The sequence below is a fragment of the Paenibacillus lautus NBRC 15380 genome (assembly GCF_004000945.1).
GTDB classification, from domain to species: Bacteria; Bacillota; Bacilli; order Paenibacillales; family Paenibacillaceae; genus Paenibacillus_AQ; species Paenibacillus_AQ lautus.
In genome coordinates this window covers 1-18,121 of sequence record NZ_BIMF01000014.1, presented here as the reverse complement: position 1 = coordinate 18,121, position 18,121 = coordinate 1, and the positions used below count along the sequence as shown (strand labels likewise).

Here is an 18,121-nt window from a genome sequence, read left to right as displayed (position 1 = left end):
GGAACAGTGTTATCTGTCATACATATTAATTCAACGGCATCGGCGTATTCGTCGGTTCGATCCCCTGGTAGGCCTGATCCACGGATTGCCGGATTTCCTTCAGGCTAAGCCCCTGCTGTCTGCCTTCCAGGTACATGTCCGTGACGTCCAGGCAGGTTTGGCAGAACTTCGCGTGCGTGGTTGGCGTGAGCCGGCCATCGTCCTCTTGAGCATAGTAGCAATTGAGGTTGCTGCTGTGGCCTGCTTCACCGCATCCGCAGAAGCAGGGCATAAAGGCCAAATGGCTGGCGTGGAGGATTGCTGCATTGTATTCCTTCACGCTGGACATATGCGGAAGAGGCGTATCGGGATTCAGCAGGTAGTCGCTTTTTCCGTCGGATCGGCCTGCAAGGTTTTCCGCATATAGGATGTCGCTGCGATAGGCACCGCTTACCACTTGAACTCCATTCACGCCTTCGAAGGTTTGCAGTGTAAGCGCGATGGCCAGTTCCGCCCGGTTTCCCTCCTCTGAATCGGCAAAAGCGTGAAACGAGGGGGAGAGCTCAACCACGGTTACGCCATGCTCGGTCCGGATTTCTACGAAGGTTACGCCATCAGGGATGGCGCTTTCAAGTTCAGGTGGTAATAGATCTCCAAGCTGGGTCAGCATCGTCATGGCACTCACCTTGGGATAGCGGACGGACGTTTCTGTCTGTACGTACTGGGATACTGGCGTGAATAAACCGGAATGCGGGTCATAGGCATGGAGGGTTACGCTGGGCATCGTGCTGGGGATAGCGGAAAGAATCGTCCCCTTGGGCGGACGTGCGCCGTTCGCAGCGAGATCATCCAGTTCGCGCAGGATGCTGTCGCTTGTTATATCTTCGGTCAGTCTCCCGAGTTCTTCCTCTTGAGCGTTCAGGAACAGGATGGTCGGGTGCTCCGTGATACCGTATCGGTTAACGGCTTCCGTGTCCTCCGATATGCTGAAATATTGGTAGCGGTAGGCTGGCGAAGCAGCTTCCATCTGTTCCATGACACCCATCGCTTTGGAACAGCCGCCGCAGCCCTTGAGCGCAAAGATGGCGATGGAGCTCACTTGCGTGTCACCGGTACCCTGTTTTGCGAGAGGGGATGCCTTGAACAGCATGAAGCCTCCCGCAGCAAGCAGGATCAGGAAGGTCGTCAGCGCCATTCTCCACCGCCAGATTCGTGTGCGGTTCATGTTCTATAACATCCTTTCATATCGAACAGGGATGCATCCATGATGGATGTATCCCTGTTCATTTGGAGTATATGGATTCATGTCTTTAGGGCAGAAAATAATGGAGCAGGGCCTGCAAATCATGCTGGGCGGGATGATCCGCAAAGTCGCCGATCATCCGCTGAGCCTGCTCCGCATACGATCGTGCAAGCTCCTCGGTTTGCTTAATGGCCCCGCTTGCGGCGATGCGGTGGATGACCTCATCCATGTCAGCCGTCGGAGAGTGGGGGCCGAGCTGCCTGATCCCCGATGCAAGGGCTGGATCGTTGAGGGCGTAAATCACCGGCAGTGTAATGTTGCCGTTTCGCAGGTCTGCGCCAGCCGGCTTGCCGATGGCCTCCTTGGGCTTCGTGAAATCGAGCAGGTCATCCCGGATTTGAAATGCCATGCCGAGGGACTCCCCGAATTGAAAAAGCCGTTCAGCGGTTCCGGCATCCGCTTTGGCTGCTTCCGCGCCCGCTTTCAGGCAGTGGGCCATCAGCAGGGCAGTTTTGCAGCGCGTTTTCTCCAAATACTGCTCCAGTGTTAGTTCATAGTTAAAGCGGTGGTGCAGCTGATCGTATTCTCCCATGCAGAGTTCGGTGACCAGAGCCGCAAGCTCGGCTAACCGGTAGGCATCCTCTTCGGAGACGTCTTCGCTGCTCCTGTCTGATTCGTTATTCGGATTACCCGCGGCCCATTCGATGGCGCGGGCAATCATGTAGTTGCCGATGTGCACGGCCGTCTGAACATCCGTTGTTTCATGCAGGGTCGGCATGCCTCGCCGCATATCGGATTGATCGATGATGTCATCGTGTACCAGCGAGGCCATGTGTAAATATTCAAGCAGAACGGCGGTTTTCATGACGGCTGGCTCATGCCCGCTTTCCCCGAAACGGCTGCCGAGCACGACCATGAGCGGACGCAGCCGTTTGCCGCCGGCGATAATGAGATCCATGACGCTGCTCAGCACAACGGAGGGAGGAGTGAGGTCACGGTCTGAGGTGACCACCTCCCGGAGCAGACGGTCGAAGGAAGCGAGATCCACTCCAACTTGGTTATGAAGGTTCATCTGTATCATCGCTCCTTTTCCCAGATGGCTCCTTACGCGCTCCGCTGTTCCAGATAGCTACGGATTTCGCGCTTCAGCTCTTTAAGCAGGATTTCGGGTGAAACGTTCTTCATCAGTTTCAGCTGCATGCGCTTATGGAGGGGGAGGAGCCGGGACAGCAGCTTCCATTCCTTCCGTTTGACGGCAATCCGGTACATGAGCCCGGTCAAATAATCGCCGTCCAGCAGCATGCGCGTCAATCTCTCGTTGTCCTGTGCCTGCAGCTTGCCGTGCTTGCTTAGCGCGGAATGAATCAGGATGCAGCATGCCAGCACTGTCATTTTACGGGAATAGGCCAGTTCATAAGCGTTGAGCATATCGGCAATGTCTCTCACCGGCCTGTTATCCATCTCCATCCAATCGATATCCGTTCCGGAATCGATATGCGACCGAAGCAGGTCGATCGTATCCTGTAATAGCTTCATATCCATCGTTATTGACTCCTTCCGGAAGGCTCGTGTTGATTAAGAGTGTGAATCCCGGCAGAACGGCCTATGAACCGAATCGGCAAGCACGATAAGATAAGCCGTTTCTCTCGAATGGTGGAAGTTTAGTCCGTATACACGTACCATCGCCTTACGATCGGTATTCGTTTCCATACCTTCTTCAGCCAAGGATATACGTAGTAGTCCAGTCCGAACGTGCTGCCCGATCCGCCGATTAAGGCGATCCCAGCTGCCAGATACCACAGCATTTCGTTAGGTGCCATACCCGATACCCAAACCATCGCGCCCATGGCAACGCTGGCTACGGCTGCAGGTGCCGTGAACAATCCGACGATCAGCAGGATGCCGACGATCAGCTCAGCCAGGACCATCGAGGTCTGAAACACATAGGCGAGCGAAGTATAGCCGCCGTCGCCGGTGTAAAACATCAGGTCCATCGACCAATCGACAATCGACTTCATGAAACCCGGAACCGGCAGGGCCGATACCGCTTCTGCGGTATAAGCGGAGGCGGCGGAGACCGCGTCAGCCGCTCCAGCTCCGACTGCTCCGGCAGCATCGGCACCGGCAGCAGACGCTGCGCTTACGCCATCGGCTGCTTTGGCAGGAATCAGGAACACCTTATTCGGATCCTCAATAATCTTGTGGATCTTACCCCATCCCTGAGAGAGCCACATCCATCCGGCAAAAATCCGCAGCGGAACAAGCCAGAAATTCGGAGACCGTTTGGCAAAATGTCCGCCCACGAAGCTGCGATTGTTCCGAACATGGAAGAATTCATGCAGCAGGTAGTGATATACCTTGTTGAAGCCGCAAACCTGGAACAGATAGAGCATATTGATCATATGTTTGACCAGCATAGCCAGGAAGCCGCTGAGCCTGAACATGTGGCCAGGCACACCCACGTTAGCTACCCCGTAGCGGCTGCCGATACAGACCATCGTCCCGTGGAACGTCGGTTTGTAGGATTTCATCGGTTTGTTCAATAGTTCAGCCACGATGTTATGCGCGATGACCGGGGCTGCGAGTTCCGCATTTTCCACCATTTGAGGTACGGGTGCAGCCGCTCCCTCAGGAATGTAGAAAATATTGTCCCCGACGACATAAACGTTCGGATGGGCAGGAACTTGAAGCTTGTCGTTGGTCAAAATGCGCTTGCGGCCTTTTTGCTCGACATCCATATTGCCGACTACGTCAGAACCCTCAACCCCTGCGGTCCAGATAACCGTACGGGATTTGATGTCGCTGCCGCCGACGGTAACGCCGTCCGGTTTAACTTCCGTAATCTTGGAGCCTGTAATGATATTGACGTTCATTTTGCGTAGGCGTTTCTCGGCTTTGCGGATTAACGGTTCGGGCAGGATCGGCAGGATCTTGTCGACCATGTCGGCAACATGAAGCGTAACCTCGCTTGGATCGACGTAGAACTCTTTGCATAATTGTTGAGTAAATTCGGCCAGCTCGCCGATCATTTCGACCCCGGTGAATCCCCCGCCGACCACGACGAAGGTCAGCATTTCTTTGCGAACCTGCGGGTCGCGCTCCAGCACGGCTTTTCGGAACATATTCAGGGTGTGTTCCTTCAAGCGTACAGCATCATCATACGACCATAAGGTAAAGGCGTGTTGATCTGCGCCCGGTATGCCGAAGAAGGTTGGCTTGCTGCCTGTTCCGATGACCAGATAATCGTAGTTGTAGGTTTGTTTATCTCCACGGAGTGTTTGGCCTTCAAAGTCGATGCCGCCGATTTCATCCAGCACCACGTCTACATTGCGGAATCCGGAGAACACTTTCTTCAGGTCGATTTTGATGGAATCCTCCTCGACCCGGTTCGCGGCCACTTCATGAAGCTCGGTCAGCAGCGTATGATACGGCTTGCGGTCGATGAGTGTTATCCGCAAATCTTTCTGTTTGCGCAGTCGTTTAGCCAGCTTCTTGGCGGTAAGTATACCGCCATATCCGCCGCCCAGCACGATAATGTGTTTCATGCGAATCTCCCCTCAAGGAATAGTTGTCTTCTATCTCTCGCTCTTGTGCTTATTTGGCGCCTTCGAGTGCTTTTGTTGCCAGCTCTACGAATCCATTGACGTGGATCGACACACCGGAGATGGCATCGGTTTTGCCGTCTTCCGCCGTTACGATTGCTTGCGGATCTTGTTTTTCAATTAAATACTGCTCGGCTTGATAAGCCTGTTCATGCCATTCGGATTGAGCTCCGCCGTTCTTCATGCCGTATTCACCGGATTTGGAACGGGTAACTTTATCGGTACCGCCGTCTTTATGAATGCCGTTCCAGCTGACCGCGGCGATCTTGCCGTTAATAACGGTAACGTCGACGGTTTCTTTCCAGCCGGACTTAGCGTCAAAATCAGCCGCTTCTGCGTGATAGCTGCCGTCTTTGTATGGTCCTGCTTCAACAGGTCCCGCCGCCAGCGCTTTTGCTGCCAGCTCCGTAAAACCGTTGACATGGATCGATACCCCGGACACGGCATCCGTGCGGCCTTCATCGTTCAAGGTCAAGCCTTCAACCGACTGCTGAGCCACCAGGTATTCCTCCATTTTGGCTGCCTGCTCATGCCATTCCGCTTGAGCGCCGCCTTTTTCCTTCATGCCGTAGAAGCCTTTTTCGGAAAACATCTTTTTGTCCAAGCCGCCGTCCTTATGAAGTCCGTTCCAGTTGGCGCTGACGATTTTGCCGCCTTCGACTTTAATCGCTACAAGTTCCTTCCAGCCGGAATCTTCGGCAAAATCGCCTTCGGCGTAATATAAGCCGTCCTGCAAGGTTCCTTCTTGTGCAGTCTGTTCTGTATTACTTGCGTTATCCGTGTTTTGGCTCTCTGCCGGTTTGTCCGTGGTGACAGGCTCTTTGTCTCCGTTGCCTCCGCAGCCTACGAGCAGCGCAAAAATCAACATGACGGAGAGGGATAGAGAGAGTGTCCTTTTCATTCTGGTTTCCTCCTATGATTTTGTGAATTACTTCACAAATATTGTTCTTGAGTTCATTTTATTCTTAAAAAGAATAGTTATCGGTGAAAAAAATCACAAAGAGTGTCGGTGCTTCATGTTCGGGATGATCCTGTTGATTGTGCATGCAGGTTCATAGGTTAGATAATGCCTCGAATGTCATCCAGCGAATGGATGCCTTCGCTTTCCATCAATTCAATCAATTCTTCGGCCAGGGTATCGCCGGCCCGCAGGTTGATGAAGTTGTAGGTTCCGATCTGTACGGCAGCGGCGCCAGCCATAATGAATTCGAGGATGTCCTCGGCGCTGCTGATGCCGCCGATTCCAACGACCGGGATGGATACCGACCGTGCCACCTGATGGACCATGCGGAGCGCGATCGGCTTAATTGCCGGCCCGGACAGCCCCGCGTAGGCTCTGTCAAAAACGCTTCGCCGTTCCCGAATATCAATCGCCATCGCTTGGATCGTATTGATGAGCGAAAGACCATCAGCGCCTTCGGCCTCACACATGCGTGCCATTTCCTTCAAATCCCTTGCGCCGGGAGAGAGCTTGACGAGCAGAGGCAGCGTGGTCGCTTTCCGGACTGCGCGAACCACCTCTTGAGCCTGCTCATTCTCAACGCCGAAGGCCAGCCCGCCTTCCTTGATGTTGGGGCAGGAGATGTTGAGCTCAATCATGTCGACGGCTCGTTTGCCGGATGACCGTAACTTGAGGCTGGCTTCGGTAAGCAGCTCGGCGCCCTCCGTATATTCCCGTATGGTGCCGCCGCCAAGATTGACGATGACCGCCGTCCCGTGCGAGGTCATCTCGGATAATTCATGCTCCAGAAAAGCGGGGATGCCCGGATTCTCAAGGCCTATGCTGTTCATGATGCCGGATGGCGTTTCATAAAGCCGTGTTCCTGAGTTGCCGATTCGTGGCGTCAGGGTCAGTCCCTTGGAGATAATGCCTCCAAGCTTGCGAAGCGGATACAGATCCGCATACGGTTTGCCGAATCCAAACGTGCCCGATGCCGCCAAAATCGGGTTCGCCAGCGGTACGCCCGCCAGTTCACAATCGATGGAGATCATTCCAATTCACCTCCTTCGCCGGAAATACGGGGCCATCGGTGCATACCTTGCGACTTGAGCCAGCGGAGGTTAACGTGCAGCTGTTGCATGCCCCGATGCCGCAGCCCATTCGCTTCTCGATGGAGACGTGGAGCTTGGCGCTGGTACCTTCCGCTTTTTGGGCCAGACTGTGCATCATGGCAACCGGTCCGCATGCGAATATCGTATCATAGCGGCTCGGGTCCACTGCATCTATTATGGTGCCGCCGGATTTGACGGTGACATTGCGGCCTAACTCGTGGAATCCGGTGACTCCAAAAGGGACGCTGGTGTATCCCAGATATACGCTGGCCTCGGGTATTTCCTTAGCTGCCAGCAGCAGCGGGGCTACTCCAATGCCGCCTCCTACCAGTGCCGTCCGGCCTTGGGGCTCGGGGAATCCTTGCCCGTAAGGTCCTTCCAGCTGAATCTTGTCACCCGCTTGAAGCGCCGATAGCAGCCATGTGCCTGTTCCATGCACGCGATATAAGAAGGAAACGGAGTCCTCCGTCTGGTTATGAACGCTGATCGGTCGTGACAGGACGGGATAGGTATCCCAGCAGCGAAGCATGAAGAACTGTCCCATTCGTGCCGAATAGCTGCCTTGAACGGTAAGTCGATAGATGCGATGGGCCAATCTGACATTTTGAATAACAAGGGCCACGTTCTCATTCTCCTCCCTTGGCGTACTTTTTCCGCCCGCTATGTTCCTTGCTACAGTATCACAGACGGATAACGCCACCTGTGACATTTCTCATATTCGGGCGTTATCCGGGATTGATACCTTTTGTATACATACACGAGACTGAAAAGGGTGGGGGATCATACATGAGAACACTGGTGATCGTTGCACATCCGGGTCTGCATGAGGGATCACGGATCAATCGCGAACTAACCGAAACGGTGTCAGGATCTAAACTCCTAACTTAACTAACTAAAATACTAGAAACGGATCCATACATGTTATAAGTAAATTCGCCCATGAAAAAGATCGGAACGGATTAGCGAAGAAGCGACTCCAATGAAGGTGGCTTAGTGGAGGCTGAGTATCACTATGCGATTCCGATAAGCAGGCCCTATCTTTTGCAAAAGAAAAAGCGAGATTCGATATCTCGCTTTTTTCACGTTTATAGAGAGGTATCGTTGTCGTTCGGTGACGCAGATGCTATACCTTCTCCAACGTACCGACCGAAATTTCTTCGATGTAGTGGCAGGCGGCCTGATGGCCTCCGCGCTCAACCACTTCCCGAAGCATCGGGGTCTCGGACCGGCAGCGATCCGTGGCGTATATGCAGCGAGTGTGGAATCGGCAGCCGGAAGGCGGATTAATCGGGGAGGGAACATCCCCCTTGAGAATGATGCGTTCCTTCTTGCGCTCGGGATCCAGCGTCGGGATAGCCGACAGCAGAGCGCGGGTGTAAGGATGCTGTGGGCGCCGGAAGAGGGAGTGTTTATCCGCGATTTCCACAATCGTCCCCAGATACATCACGATAATCCGGTCGGAAATATGCCGAACGACCCCGAGATCATGGGAGATAAACAGATAGGTCAGCTTAAATTCCTTCTGGAGCGACTTCATCAGATTGAGCACCTGTGCCTGGATAGACACGTCAAGCGCAGAGACCGCTTCATCACTAATGATCAGTTTGGGATTCACGGACAAGGCGCGGGCTATCCCGATCCGCTGCCGTTGCCCGCCGCTGAATTCATGCGGGTACCGATAAGCTTGATAGGCGGCCAGGCCGACCGTTTCCAGAAGCTCGATGGCGCGTCCTCGCCGATCCTTTTTGGGAACGACGTTCTGAATGTCCATCGCTTCTTCCAGGACTTGCAGCGCTGTTTTTCTAGGATTCAGCGAAGCATAGGGGTCCTGAAAAATCATCTGCAGATCTTTGCGCCTTCGGGTCATCTGCGCTTTGTTCAGGGAGAGCAGATCGGTCCCTTCGAACAAAATCTCGCCGGCCGTTGGTTCGTCCAGCCTCAGGATGGCCCGGCCCGTGGTTGATTTGCCGCAGCCGGACTCGCCCACGATACTGACAGTTTCCCCCTCATGTACGGAGAACGAAATATCATCCACGGCTTTTACGACGTTGACGGTACGGCCCAGGATGCCGCCCTTGATTGGAAAATACTGCTTGAGATTCTTAACCGCTAACAGCTCTTTGCTCATGGCAGAACGTTCACCTCGCTTTCCGGCTCCCATTGATCGGTGTATTTCCAGCACCTGACTTGCTGGTTATCATCCAGCGCCTGAAGCTCCGGCAGTTTGTCATAACACAGCTTGGCTGCATGGGGACAGCGGGGGGCGAAGCGGCAGCCTTCTTGCGGATCATAGGGGCTTGGAACAGAGCCTTTAATCGGCTCCAGTATTTCTTTATCGATATCATGCCGCGGCAGCGAGTTCATCAGGCCGATGGTGTAGGGGTGCTTCGGATGCTTGAAGAGGGTCCGTACATCGGTATACTCCACCACTTTTCCGCAGTACATAACCGCTACGTCATCGCAGGTTTCCGCGACGATGCCCAGGTCATGGGTGATAAAAATAATCGACATCTGCAGCTTTCGCTGCAGCTCCTTCATCAGCTCCAGAATTTGAGCCTGAATGGTCACGTCAAGCGCCGTGGTCGGCTCATCTGCAATGAGCAGATCCGGATTGCACGCCAGCGCCATGGCAATCATGACACGTTGGCGCATACCCCCGGACAGCTGAAAAGGGTACTGACGGACTCTTTTTTCCGGGGAGGGGATGCCGACCAGCTTCAACATCTCAACGGCTTTGTCCATCGCTTGTTTTTTGCTCAGATTCTCATGGATTTGGTAGGCCTCCGCGATCTGATCGCCGACGGTGAAGACCGGATTGAGGGATGTCATCGGCTCCTGGAAGATCATCGAGATCTGATTGCCCCTTATTTTGCGCATCTGCCGGTCCGATTGTTCGAGCAGATTCACACCGTTGTATAGGATTTGGCCACCGACGATTTGTCCCGGATGAAAGATCAGCCGCAGGATGGACAGGGACAATATGCTTTTTCCTGAACCGGATTCACCCACGATCCCGAGCGTCCTTCCCTTGCGTACGGTTAGGCTGATATTATCCACCGCTTTCACTTCGCCCAGTTCGGTGAAAAAGGAGGTTTGCAGGTTCTTGATCGTAAGCAAACTTGATGCGTGCTGTTCCATCTTGTCTAAGCTCCCTTCGCTTTTAATTGGTCTTGCGTGCGTCCGCATGGACTCCAAATGGATCGATTTTCAGTAAATAGCGGATTGTGTGTCCGGATGGGCTCAAAATCAGCTCGATTTCAGCAAAGTAGCTACTCTGTGCTGATTTGCAGCAAATAGCGGATCGTGCGTCCGCATGGACTCAAAATTAGCTCGATTGGTCTGGATTAGCCATATTGAGAGGACTGTAGTTCCACTATTTCTTTGTTTTCTGCCTCTTAGTGGAGGTATGAGGACATGAGATCCGCTATTGCGAGATATTGCGGGCTAAGTTCGTGATTTTGGGTAGATTAACGGATCCTGTGTCCGTACGAGCTTAAGAAAAGCTCGATTTTCGGTAAATAGCGGATTGTGTGTCCGCATTGGCTCAAAAACAGCCCGATTACAGTAAATGGTGGGTTAGCATGACGACGTGGACTCGAAAGTAGATTGATTTTCAGCTATAGCGGATCGTGTGTCCGCATTGGCTCAAAAACAGCCCGATTACAGTAATTAGTGGATTAAAAGTCCGCAATGGCTCGAAACAACTTAACTTCTGCACATCGAGGGTGTGTATGGACTCGAAATGAACTCAGTTGGCTGCATCAGCATAGTTGAGGACTGTGGTTCCGTTATTTCTTGATTTTCTGCCTTTTAGCAGCTGATGAGGACACCAGATTCGCTATTGCGAGATATTCCGGAATTAATCCGTGATTTTAGATAGATTAACGGATCGTGTGTCCGCGTGGCCTCGAAATTAGGTCGATTATCGGCAAATAGCGGATCGTATGTCCAGATGAGCTCCCAAACGGCTCGATTACAGTAATTAGTGGGTTATAAGTCCGTGTGGCCTCGAAAATAGGTCGATTATCGGCAAATAGCGGATCGTGTGTCCAGATAGGCTCCCCAACGGCTCAATTACAGTAATTAGTGGGTATAAGTCCGCGTGGCCTCAAAACTGGACCAATTACAGGTAAATAGCGGATCGTGTGTCCGGATGGGCTCCCCAACGACTCGGTTTCAATAAATAGCGCATTATTAGTCCGCAATGGCCCCAATATAGATCGAGTTCGGCAGATAGCGAATAGCGAGCAAGGAATCAATCGAAATCAATGCGCTTGTTGAAGTAACGGTAGGAGATGTCCACGAGCAGGTTCACGAGCACGAACATGATCGAGAGCACCAGCACGGTTGCCTGTACGACCGGGAAATCCCTTGCCCGAATCGAGTCGATGACATACCGTCCCATGCCGTTCACGGCAAATACGGACTCGGTCAGCACCGCCCCGCCCAGCAGGCCGCCAAATTCCAGACCGATGACGGTAATGACCGGAATCATGGCATTTTTCAGGGCATGCCGGTAGATGATGACACGCTCCCGGACGCCCTTCGCCTGAGCGGTTCGAATGTAATCCTGGCCGATGACCTCCAGCATACTGGAGCGGGTCATTCTGGCAATAATCGCGGCGCCGCCTGTCCCGAGCGTGATCACGGGAAGGACGGTTTGCGACCACGTGCCCCAGCCGGAGGGACGGAACCAGCCCAAATCCACGGCAAAATATTGGATTAGCATGAGTCCCAGCCAGAAGTTCGGCATCGACAGCCCGAACAGGGCAATGAACATGACGCCGATATCGGCAGGCGAGCTTTTTTTGACGGCGGAGATGATGCCGGCCAGAATGCCGAGAAATACAGCCAGGATCGTAGAGTATACGGCAAGCTCGACGGTGATCCAGAAACGGCTTTTGAAAATTTCATCGGCGATGGGGCGGCTGCTGCGGATCGAATCTCCCAAATCTCCCTGCAGTAAGCCGCTGACGTAGTTCCAATACTGAAGCGGTAGCGGATCGTTCAATCCCAGGTTCTCGCGGATCTTCTCCACCTGCTCCTTGGGTGCCCCTTCCCCGATAATGACCTGCGCTGCATCTCCCGGAATGAGGTGCATTAGCAGAAAGACGACGATGGTAACGCCAATGACAACAGGTATCGTCTGAATTAGCCTTCGAATGGAATAGATGAGCATGGCCCGGCAGCTCCCTTCATTATTTTTTCATTTTCGGGTCAAGGACATCCCGCAAGCCGTCACCCAGCAGATTAAATGCGATGACAACAAACACGATCGACAAGCCGGGGAACAGGGCAACATGGGGGTGATCCATAATGTAGTTGCGCCCATCATTCAGCATGGCTCCCCACTCCGGCGTCGGCGGCTGTGCGCCAAGACCGAGGAAGGACAAGCCGCTGGCGGTCAGGATGGCAACAGCTATCCGCAGCGTCGCCTGCACGATGATAGGGGATGTGATATTCGGCAGAATATGCCCGAAGATGATTCGTCCATCGCTCGCGCCCAGCGAACGCATGGCATCAATATATTCGAGCTTGCGCACGGCCAGTGTCGAGCCGCGCACGACTCTGGCAAAGGTGGGAATCGAGAAGATGCTGACAGCGATGATCACGTTGAACAGATTTTTTCCAAGAACGCTGACAACCGCCAATGCCAGCAGAATGCCGGGAAACGCCAGCATAACATCGGTAATTCTCATAATGAGCGCATCCCATTTACCTCCGTAATAGCCGGATATGATTCCGAGCACGACACCAAAGGCTGCTCCGATAATTACCGAAATAAAACCGACCGAGAGCGTAAGACGCATGCCATGGATAATCCTTGTGAAAATATCTCGCCCGTTGTGGTCAGTACCAAACCAATGGTCAGCGGACGGCTTCAGCAGTTTCGTAGAATAATCCACTTTGGTCGGATCATACTGGGTGAGCAGGGGGCCAATGATCGCGACAACAATCATCAGCAGGAGAAAATAACCCCCGAATAAGGCCGCTTTGTTCTTTTTCAGACGGTGGTAGAAAGATTTCCATTGTACGAGGCGGGTTCTACTAGGGAGCGATTCTTGTGTTCTGGCATCAGCGGTCATGTTAGGCACGTGAAATCATCCTTTCTCCAAGTATGGATGTCAGAATTGGTGTCGTAGAAACGTGAGGTAAATCTGGCTTCTACTGGTATAAATATCAAATAGTAAAATATATGTTAACTGTGTATGAAATATTTTCCTATTTTGATTGAGAAGGGGGAGTTTGTTTCACATGACAGGTAATAGAAGATTAAAGTGGCTTGTCTGCACCCTGGTCATCCTTACCGTAATGCTGTCGGCGTGCAGCAGTCCAAGCAAGAGCAGTAACCCTGAAACGCCGCCAAGCGGTACGAATACGCCAACTCCTGATCCGGGGGCCAAAGATCCTCCCGAAGGAACAACCGACACCGGTGCGAATGAGCTTGTGATTGCCTGGCTTTCTGATCCGCCATCCATGGACCCTCATATGTCGACGGACCAGCAAACGAGCGTAATGACAACGCATATTTATAACACGTTGGTGATTCATGATAAGGATCTGAATATTCAGCCGGGGCTCGCCGAGAGCTGGAAAGCGGTCGATGAATTGACTTGGGAGTTCAAGCTGAGACAGGGCGTGAAGTTTACGGACGGCTCTCCATTCAATGCAGAGGTGGTCAAAGCCAACATTGATCGTATGCAGGATCCGGAGGTTGCTTCTCCGCGCGCATCGCTTGTCGGCATGATTAAAGAGGTTAAAGTCGTAGACGAATACACGGTGCAGCTCGTAACCGAGTATGCCTTCTCGCCGCTGCTTGCCCATCTGGCCCATTCTGCGGTGAGCATGATTAGTGCAGAAGCCATCAAGCTGGATTACGAGAAGCTGAAGGCAGGTGAGAAGGCAGGCGCATATCTGGCGCAGAACCCTGTAGGCACGGGCGTATTCAAATTAGAGAGCTGGAACCCCGGCCAGGAAGTGAAGCTGGTTGCGAATGCCGATTACTGGGGAGATAAAGCGAAGGTTGAACGGGTCACGTTCAAGGTCGTAAGCGAAGAGGGAACGCGGATCGCGGAGCTTGAAACCGGCTATGCGCATATTATCGATCCGGTGTCGCCGAGCAGCATCAGCCGCATTGAAAGCACGGACGGCATGTCCCTGAACCGTCAGGCTTCGCTGAGCCTGTCTTATATCGGGTTCAACAATAATAAAGAGCCGTTTAACGATGTGCGGGTGCGGCAAGCCTTGTCGATGGCCATCAATAAGGATGAAATCATCTCGGGCATCTACGAAGGCACGGGCATCCCTGCCGTCGGCCCGTTGGCACCGGACGTGAACGGCTATGATGCTGCCGTCAAGCCAATTGAACATAACATCGACAAAGCGAAAGAGCTGTTGAAAGAGGCCGGATATGAGGGGGGCTTCTCGACGACCATCTGGACCAATGACAATCCGGAACGGATTAAGATCGCCGAGTACGTACAATCCAAGCTGAAGGAATTGAACGTCGAAGTCAAAATCGAAGTGGTCGAGTGGGGCGCATACCTGGCTCAAACCGCAGAAGGCAAGCATGATATGTTTGTTCTCGGATGGTCCACGGTAACGGCTGATGCAGACTATGGCATGTATGAGTTATTCCATTCCAAAAATGTAGGGGAGCCGGGTAACCGTACCTTCACGAAGGATCCGGAACTGGATAAACTGCTGGATGCAGGGCGTAAAGAGAACGATCCGGAACAACGCAAGCTCATCTATAAGCAAGCGCAGGAGAAGCTGGTTGAGTTAGCGCCGATGCTGTATATCCATCATCAGGAGTATTTAAACGGAGTCAGCAGCAAGGTGGAGGGCTTCTGGCGGCATCCGAACGGTATCATGCAGCTGCATCAAGTGTCCATTCAGCCATAAGGATGTCCTGAAAGCTTTATAGCTTTGAATCGTCGTGTTTTATAGAGTAGTTTATAGCAAAGAGGCCCTATGTTGGGGCCTCTTTTTTGATGTTGTTAGAGTGCCGGGACAAATGAATAGGACGCCCCATGGATCATAAGCTGCGTTCGTTGAGCATCTGAATAGATTATGCAGCATGTCCGAGTGGATCGAATTGATGTCACGTTTTTTGCGTCAAATGAATGCTGAAAAGAATATGATATATACGTTGACACGTATATACGCTTTAGTGTATATTATAGCCATGAATACTTCAGCTATGCAATTAACCCTCTTCACGATCTCGGAACCGAATCGCTTCAACATTGTTGAGCTTTTAAAGCAAGGCTCGAGATCGGTCAGCGACATCGTAGAGACTTTGGGAATCGGCCAGCCTCAAGTATCCCGCCATCTGCGGATACTGAGCGAGGCCGGGCTGGTGAAAGTCCGTAAAAACGCACAGCAGCGCATTTATAGTCTTGAAGCCCAGCCGTTTCAGGAGCTGGACGTCTGGCTCGATTCGTTCAGTCGACTATGGGAAGAGCGACTCGACAAGTTCGAGGACTATATGAGCGACTTCAACGGAAAGGAGAGTTAAACCAATTTTTCAACTAGCTCCACAGGAAGATACGGCTCTGCACGCAGAGCCGATTTCACAGATAGGAGGAATCCACATGGGCAGGAAAACCACCATCACGAAAGACCGGGAGCAGCGGAAGCTGACCGTGGAGCGTGTCGTATCGATACCTCTGAAGCTGTCCTGGCAGGGATGGACGAAGCCGGAACACATCGAACGCTGGTGGGGGCCAAAGAACTGGAATGCCACGGTATACGAGATGGATGTCAGACCGGGCGGCGTATGGCGCTATAGACTGGCTCCCGATGCGGCGGGAGAAGGGGAAGAAGCCTTCTGCAAGGCGACCTACTCCGAAGTGGTGGAGTTATCGAAGCTCGTCTATACGGATACATTTACGGATCAGAACTGGAGCCCCGTGGCAGGCAGTGACATGTTAACCTCGGTTACGTTTGAAGAGGCCGGGGAAGGGACCAGGCTAAGCATCATCACCCATTTTGCTAGCGCAGAGCAGCTGGAGGCTGCTGAAGGCATGGGAATGGTGGAAGGATACGCGGATACGCTGGAACGGTTCGAGGATGAAATCAGCTTGTACATAAAAGGAAGATAAAAGGAGAGATGATCATGAACTACGTTATGTCAAATGACGGTACCCGTATTTTTTATGAAAAGAAAGGGACTGGTCCGGCTGTCATTCTTGTAGCTGCAGCAGCTTCGGATCACAACGATACAACGCGCCTAGGGGGGCTTTTGTCCGAACATTTCACCGTTTACAATTATGATCGCCGGGGACGGGGCAGCAGCACGGATACTGCTCCGTATGCCGTTGAACGTGAGGTCGAGGATATCGATGCCCTTATTCAGGAGGCGGGCGGCAGCGCGTATGTATTCGGAAGTTCATCGGGCGCTGTTCTGGCTCTGGATGCGGCGAGCAGACTTGGCGGCAGTAAAATTAGTAAACTGTTTCTATACGAGCCGCCGTTTATCATTGACGACAGCCGTGCACCCGTACCGGCGGAATACGTCCAGCATTTGAATACCCTGATGGCCGGGAGCCGGCGCAGCGAAGCGGTAGAATATTTCATGACGGCAGCACTGGGGATCCCCGCGGAATACGTAGAATTCATGAAGGCAGATCCTTCCTGGCAGGTCATGGAGGGGATGGCGCATACATTGGCCTATGATGGCATGATTATGGGCAGCACGCAATCCGGTCAACCGCTGCCAACGGATCGCTGGAATGTCGATGTTCCGGTCATGGTGATGACGGGCGAGAACAGCGGAGCTATGTTCCATGGGGCCGCGAGCGCATTGGTTGACTTGCTCCCTCAGTGCGAGCATCGGATGCTCCCTGGTCAGGACCATTCTGCCGTCGTGATGGCGCCTGAAGTGCTGGCTCCCGAGGTGTCGGGTTTTCTGTTGCCTTCGGCAGACCAAATACCAAGATAGTGCCTGTCGCATAAAGAACCCGTGGCCCTTATGGTCAAGACCCCATTTTATAGACACTGAAAAAAGACCCTAGGCTGTAAGCTGCTTCCGATACTCAATTGGAGGCAGCTTATTTAGTTTACGTTGCGGCCGATGTTGATTGTAGAATCGTATATACTCTTCAATTCTTTTTTGTGCTTCATCCATATTTCGGATATCATAAGGGTAGAGTCCTTCCGTTTTGAGATGCGAGAAGAAGCTCTCCATAGAGGCATTGTCATAACAATTGCCTCGCCGAGACATGCTGATTCGGGCGCCAACCTTTGGCAGCATGTCATGATAGGCATGGGACGTGTACTGGAATCCCTGATCGCTATGAACGATCACTCCGGTCACGTCTTTTTGCTGATTCCATACCTGTTGGAACGTTTGGAGTACCAGCTCATTGTCATTTCGATAACTTGTTTGATAGGCAATAATTTCATTATTGAACAAGTCTTTTATAGCGGACAGATACAGCCAGGATTCCCCTACACGGTATTGCGTGATATCGGTAACCCATTTCTGGTTGGGCGCCTCTGCGTGGAAATCCCGTTTCAATAAATTTCTAGCTACGCGTCCTTCAGTAGAAGAAACGTAGTTACAACGATGCTTCCGTCGAATACGAGAGCGTATACCTAACACCTGCATGAGCCGAAGCACTTTCTTATGATTCATCCAGACCCCATGGTCTTGCAGCAGGAACAATTGGAGCTGGCGGTAGCCGTAAACACCATTGTAGTGCTTATAAACCTTCATCACGAGCGCTTTATCTTCTCGATCGCGATCTAGTTTCTTTCGCTTTAAAAAAGCGTAGTAGCCACTTCTGGAGACACCAAAGATCTTACAGAGCGTGCTGACCGGGTAGTCTTTGGCAGCCTTCTCAATCGTTAGATATCTATACGTTTCATCTCCTGCATCCAGATTTCCAAGCACTTTTTTAATATTTCGTTCTCCCGTTCGAGCGCTTGTACGTATCTGTTCTGGTCGATATATTCCTTACGTCGCCCCCGCTGATCCACAAGTCCAAACTCGCCCAGTTCCTTATACTTCCTCATCCATACTTTTAGACGATGTCTGTCAGCAATCCCAAACCGCTCCATGATCTTGCGATAGGTCCACCCTTCCACTAGGTGAAGGCGTACCGCCTCTAACTTCGTCTCATATGCATACACATTAAACTTCTTTCCTTTTGTCGATGACATAATAAATACACCCCCAGAATTTCATCGGATAAACCAGGGGTTTATTCCAATGTCCATTCTAAGGGGTGCACTTCAC

17 protein-coding genes are annotated in these 18,121 nt (G+C 52.3%); 4 read left to right on the top strand and 13 right to left on the bottom strand.

What is annotated here, in order from left to right; translation table 11 throughout:
• Positions 1-25: 25 nt before the first annotated feature.
• The 11 genes from PLA01S_RS21590 to nikC all read right to left on the bottom strand — a co-directional run bounded on the left by PLA01S_RS21590 (position 26) and on the right by nikC (position 12,971).
• Positions 26-1,204: a PCYCGC motif-containing (lipo)protein gene (locus PLA01S_RS21590; protein WP_127593977.1), complete on the bottom strand. Its 1,179-nt coding sequence runs from the start codon at positions 1,202-1,204 to the stop codon at positions 26-28.
• An 85-nt stretch (positions 1,205-1,289) separates the two neighbouring features.
• Positions 1,290-2,294 (bottom strand): polyprenyl synthetase family protein, encoded by a 1,005-nt coding sequence (locus PLA01S_RS21585; protein ID WP_127593976.1) that lies wholly within the window; start codon positions 2,292-2,294, stop codon positions 1,290-1,292.
• A 32-nt stretch (positions 2,295-2,326) separates the two neighbouring features.
• A complete protein-coding gene (locus tag PLA01S_RS21580) occupies positions 2,327-2,764 on the bottom strand; it encodes a hypothetical protein (RefSeq protein WP_127593975.1) in 438 nt (145 codons plus the stop codon).
• Positions 2,765-2,883: 119 nt separating this feature from the next.
• Entirely contained in the window at positions 2,884-4,767 is a 1,884-nt protein-coding gene (locus tag PLA01S_RS21575) for an FAD-dependent oxidoreductase (RefSeq protein ID WP_127593974.1), read from the bottom strand.
• Between the two features lie 49 nt (positions 4,768-4,816).
• On the bottom strand, positions 4,817-5,725 hold the full coding sequence (locus tag PLA01S_RS21570) for an FMN-binding protein (RefSeq protein ID WP_127593973.1): 909 nt from the start codon (positions 5,723-5,725) through the stop codon (positions 4,817-4,819).
• Positions 5,726-5,883: 158 nt separating this feature from the next.
• Entirely contained in the window at positions 5,884-6,816 is a 933-nt protein-coding gene (locus tag PLA01S_RS21565) for a dihydroorotate dehydrogenase (RefSeq protein ID WP_127593972.1), read from the bottom strand.
• Positions 6,797-7,498 (bottom strand): dihydroorotate dehydrogenase electron transfer subunit, encoded by a 702-nt coding sequence (locus PLA01S_RS21560; protein ID WP_127593971.1) that lies wholly within the window; start codon positions 7,496-7,498, stop codon positions 6,797-6,799. Before PLA01S_RS21560 ends, PLA01S_RS21565 begins: the two co-directional genes overlap by 20 nt.
• A gap of 501 nt (positions 7,499-7,999) precedes the next feature.
• The gene (locus PLA01S_RS21550) at positions 8,000-9,004 is read right to left on the bottom strand and encodes an ABC transporter ATP-binding protein (RefSeq protein WP_127593970.1); all 1,005 of its coding nucleotides are present in this window, start codon (positions 9,002-9,004) and stop codon (positions 8,000-8,002) included.
• Positions 9,001-10,014, bottom strand: a complete 1,014-nt coding sequence (locus PLA01S_RS21545; protein WP_127593969.1) for an ABC transporter ATP-binding protein — start codon at positions 10,012-10,014, stop codon at positions 9,001-9,003. The genes PLA01S_RS21550 and PLA01S_RS21545 overlap by 4 nt, the downstream gene beginning before the upstream one ends.
• A 1,117-nt stretch (positions 10,015-11,131) precedes the next feature.
• Positions 11,132-12,055, bottom strand: a complete 924-nt coding sequence (locus PLA01S_RS21540) for an ABC transporter permease (RefSeq protein ID WP_012818632.1) — start codon at positions 12,053-12,055, stop codon at positions 11,132-11,134.
• A 19-nt stretch (positions 12,056-12,074) separates the two neighbouring features.
• On the bottom strand, positions 12,075-12,971 hold the full coding sequence (gene nikC / locus PLA01S_RS21535; protein ID WP_127593968.1) for a nickel transporter permease: 897 nt from the start codon (positions 12,969-12,971) through the stop codon (positions 12,075-12,077).
• Positions 12,972-13,131: 160 nt separating this feature from the next.
• Here nikC and PLA01S_RS21530 point away from each other — a divergent pair, with 160 nt between their 5' ends.
• From PLA01S_RS21530 to PLA01S_RS21515, 4 genes are all read left to right on the top strand, one after another.
• On the top strand, positions 13,132-14,781 hold the full coding sequence (locus PLA01S_RS21530; RefSeq protein WP_127593967.1) for a glutathione ABC transporter substrate-binding protein: 1,650 nt from the start codon (positions 13,132-13,134) through the stop codon (positions 14,779-14,781).
• Between the two features lie 283 nt (positions 14,782-15,064).
• Positions 15,065-15,397, top strand: coding sequence for an ArsR/SmtB family transcription factor (locus PLA01S_RS21525; protein ID WP_246059744.1), 333 nt, complete (start codon positions 15,065-15,067; stop codon positions 15,395-15,397).
• A 76-nt stretch (positions 15,398-15,473) separates the two neighbouring features.
• Complete coding sequence (locus PLA01S_RS21520; protein WP_127593966.1) at positions 15,474-15,983, top strand: SRPBCC family protein; 510 nt, start codon at positions 15,474-15,476, stop codon at positions 15,981-15,983.
• Between the two features lie 14 nt (positions 15,984-15,997).
• The gene (locus tag PLA01S_RS21515) at positions 15,998-16,822 is read left to right on the top strand and encodes an alpha/beta fold hydrolase (RefSeq protein ID WP_127593965.1); all 825 of its coding nucleotides are present in this window, start codon (positions 15,998-16,000) and stop codon (positions 16,820-16,822) included.
• 69 nt (positions 16,823-16,891) lie between these two features.
• Here the strand turns inward: PLA01S_RS21515 and PLA01S_RS21510 are convergent, their stop codons facing one another.
• Together PLA01S_RS21510 and PLA01S_RS21505 are read right to left on the bottom strand one after the other, a co-directional pair.
• A complete protein-coding gene (locus tag PLA01S_RS21510) occupies positions 16,892-17,776 on the bottom strand; it encodes an IS3 family transposase (RefSeq protein ID WP_246059742.1) in 885 nt (294 codons plus the stop codon).
• On the bottom strand, positions 17,731-18,045 hold the full coding sequence (locus PLA01S_RS21505; RefSeq protein WP_127593964.1) for a helix-turn-helix domain-containing protein: 315 nt from the start codon (positions 18,043-18,045) through the stop codon (positions 17,731-17,733). The genes PLA01S_RS21510 and PLA01S_RS21505 overlap by 46 nt, the downstream gene beginning before the upstream one ends.
• Between the last annotated feature and the right edge of the window lie 76 nt (positions 18,046-18,121).

Excerpts from the sequence above, each read along its gene's own strand:
- PLA01S_RS21590 (WP_127593977.1), bottom strand. The coding sequence starts at position 1,204 with ATGAACCGCACACGAATCTGGCGGTGGAGAATGGCGCTGACGACCTTC.
- PLA01S_RS21585 (WP_127593976.1), bottom strand. The coding sequence starts at position 2,294 with ATGAACCTTCATAACCAAGTTGGAGTGGATCTCGCTTCCTTCGACCGT.
- PLA01S_RS21580 (WP_127593975.1), bottom strand. The coding sequence starts at position 2,764 with ATGGATATGAAGCTATTACAGGATACGATCGACCTGCTTCGGTCGCAT.
- PLA01S_RS21575 (WP_127593974.1), bottom strand. The coding sequence starts at position 4,767 with ATGAAACACATTATCGTGCTGGGCGGCGGATATGGCGGTATACTTACC.
- PLA01S_RS21570 (WP_127593973.1), bottom strand. The coding sequence starts at position 5,725 with ATGAAAAGGACACTCTCTCTATCCCTCTCCGTCATGTTGATTTTTGCG.
- PLA01S_RS21565 (WP_127593972.1), bottom strand. The coding sequence starts at position 6,816 with ATGATCTCCATCGATTGTGAACTGGCGGGCGTACCGCTGGCGAACCCG.
- PLA01S_RS21550 (WP_127593970.1), bottom strand. The coding sequence starts at position 9,004 with ATGAGCAAAGAGCTGTTAGCGGTTAAGAATCTCAAGCAGTATTTTCCA.
- PLA01S_RS21545 (WP_127593969.1), bottom strand. The coding sequence starts at position 10,014 with ATGGAACAGCACGCATCAAGTTTGCTTACGATCAAGAACCTGCAAACC.
- PLA01S_RS21540 (WP_012818632.1), bottom strand. The coding sequence starts at position 12,055 with ATGCTCATCTATTCCATTCGAAGGCTAATTCAGACGATACCTGTTGTC.
- PLA01S_RS21530 (WP_127593967.1), top strand. The coding sequence starts at position 13,132 with ATGACAGGTAATAGAAGATTAAAGTGGCTTGTCTGCACCCTGGTCATC.
- PLA01S_RS21525 (WP_246059744.1), top strand. The coding sequence starts at position 15,065 with ATGAATACTTCAGCTATGCAATTAACCCTCTTCACGATCTCGGAACCG.
- PLA01S_RS21520 (WP_127593966.1), top strand. The coding sequence starts at position 15,474 with ATGGGCAGGAAAACCACCATCACGAAAGACCGGGAGCAGCGGAAGCTG.
- PLA01S_RS21515 (WP_127593965.1), top strand. The coding sequence starts at position 15,998 with ATGAACTACGTTATGTCAAATGACGGTACCCGTATTTTTTATGAAAAG.
- PLA01S_RS21505 (WP_127593964.1), bottom strand. The coding sequence starts at position 18,045 with ATGTCATCGACAAAAGGAAAGAAGTTTAATGTGTATGCATATGAGACG.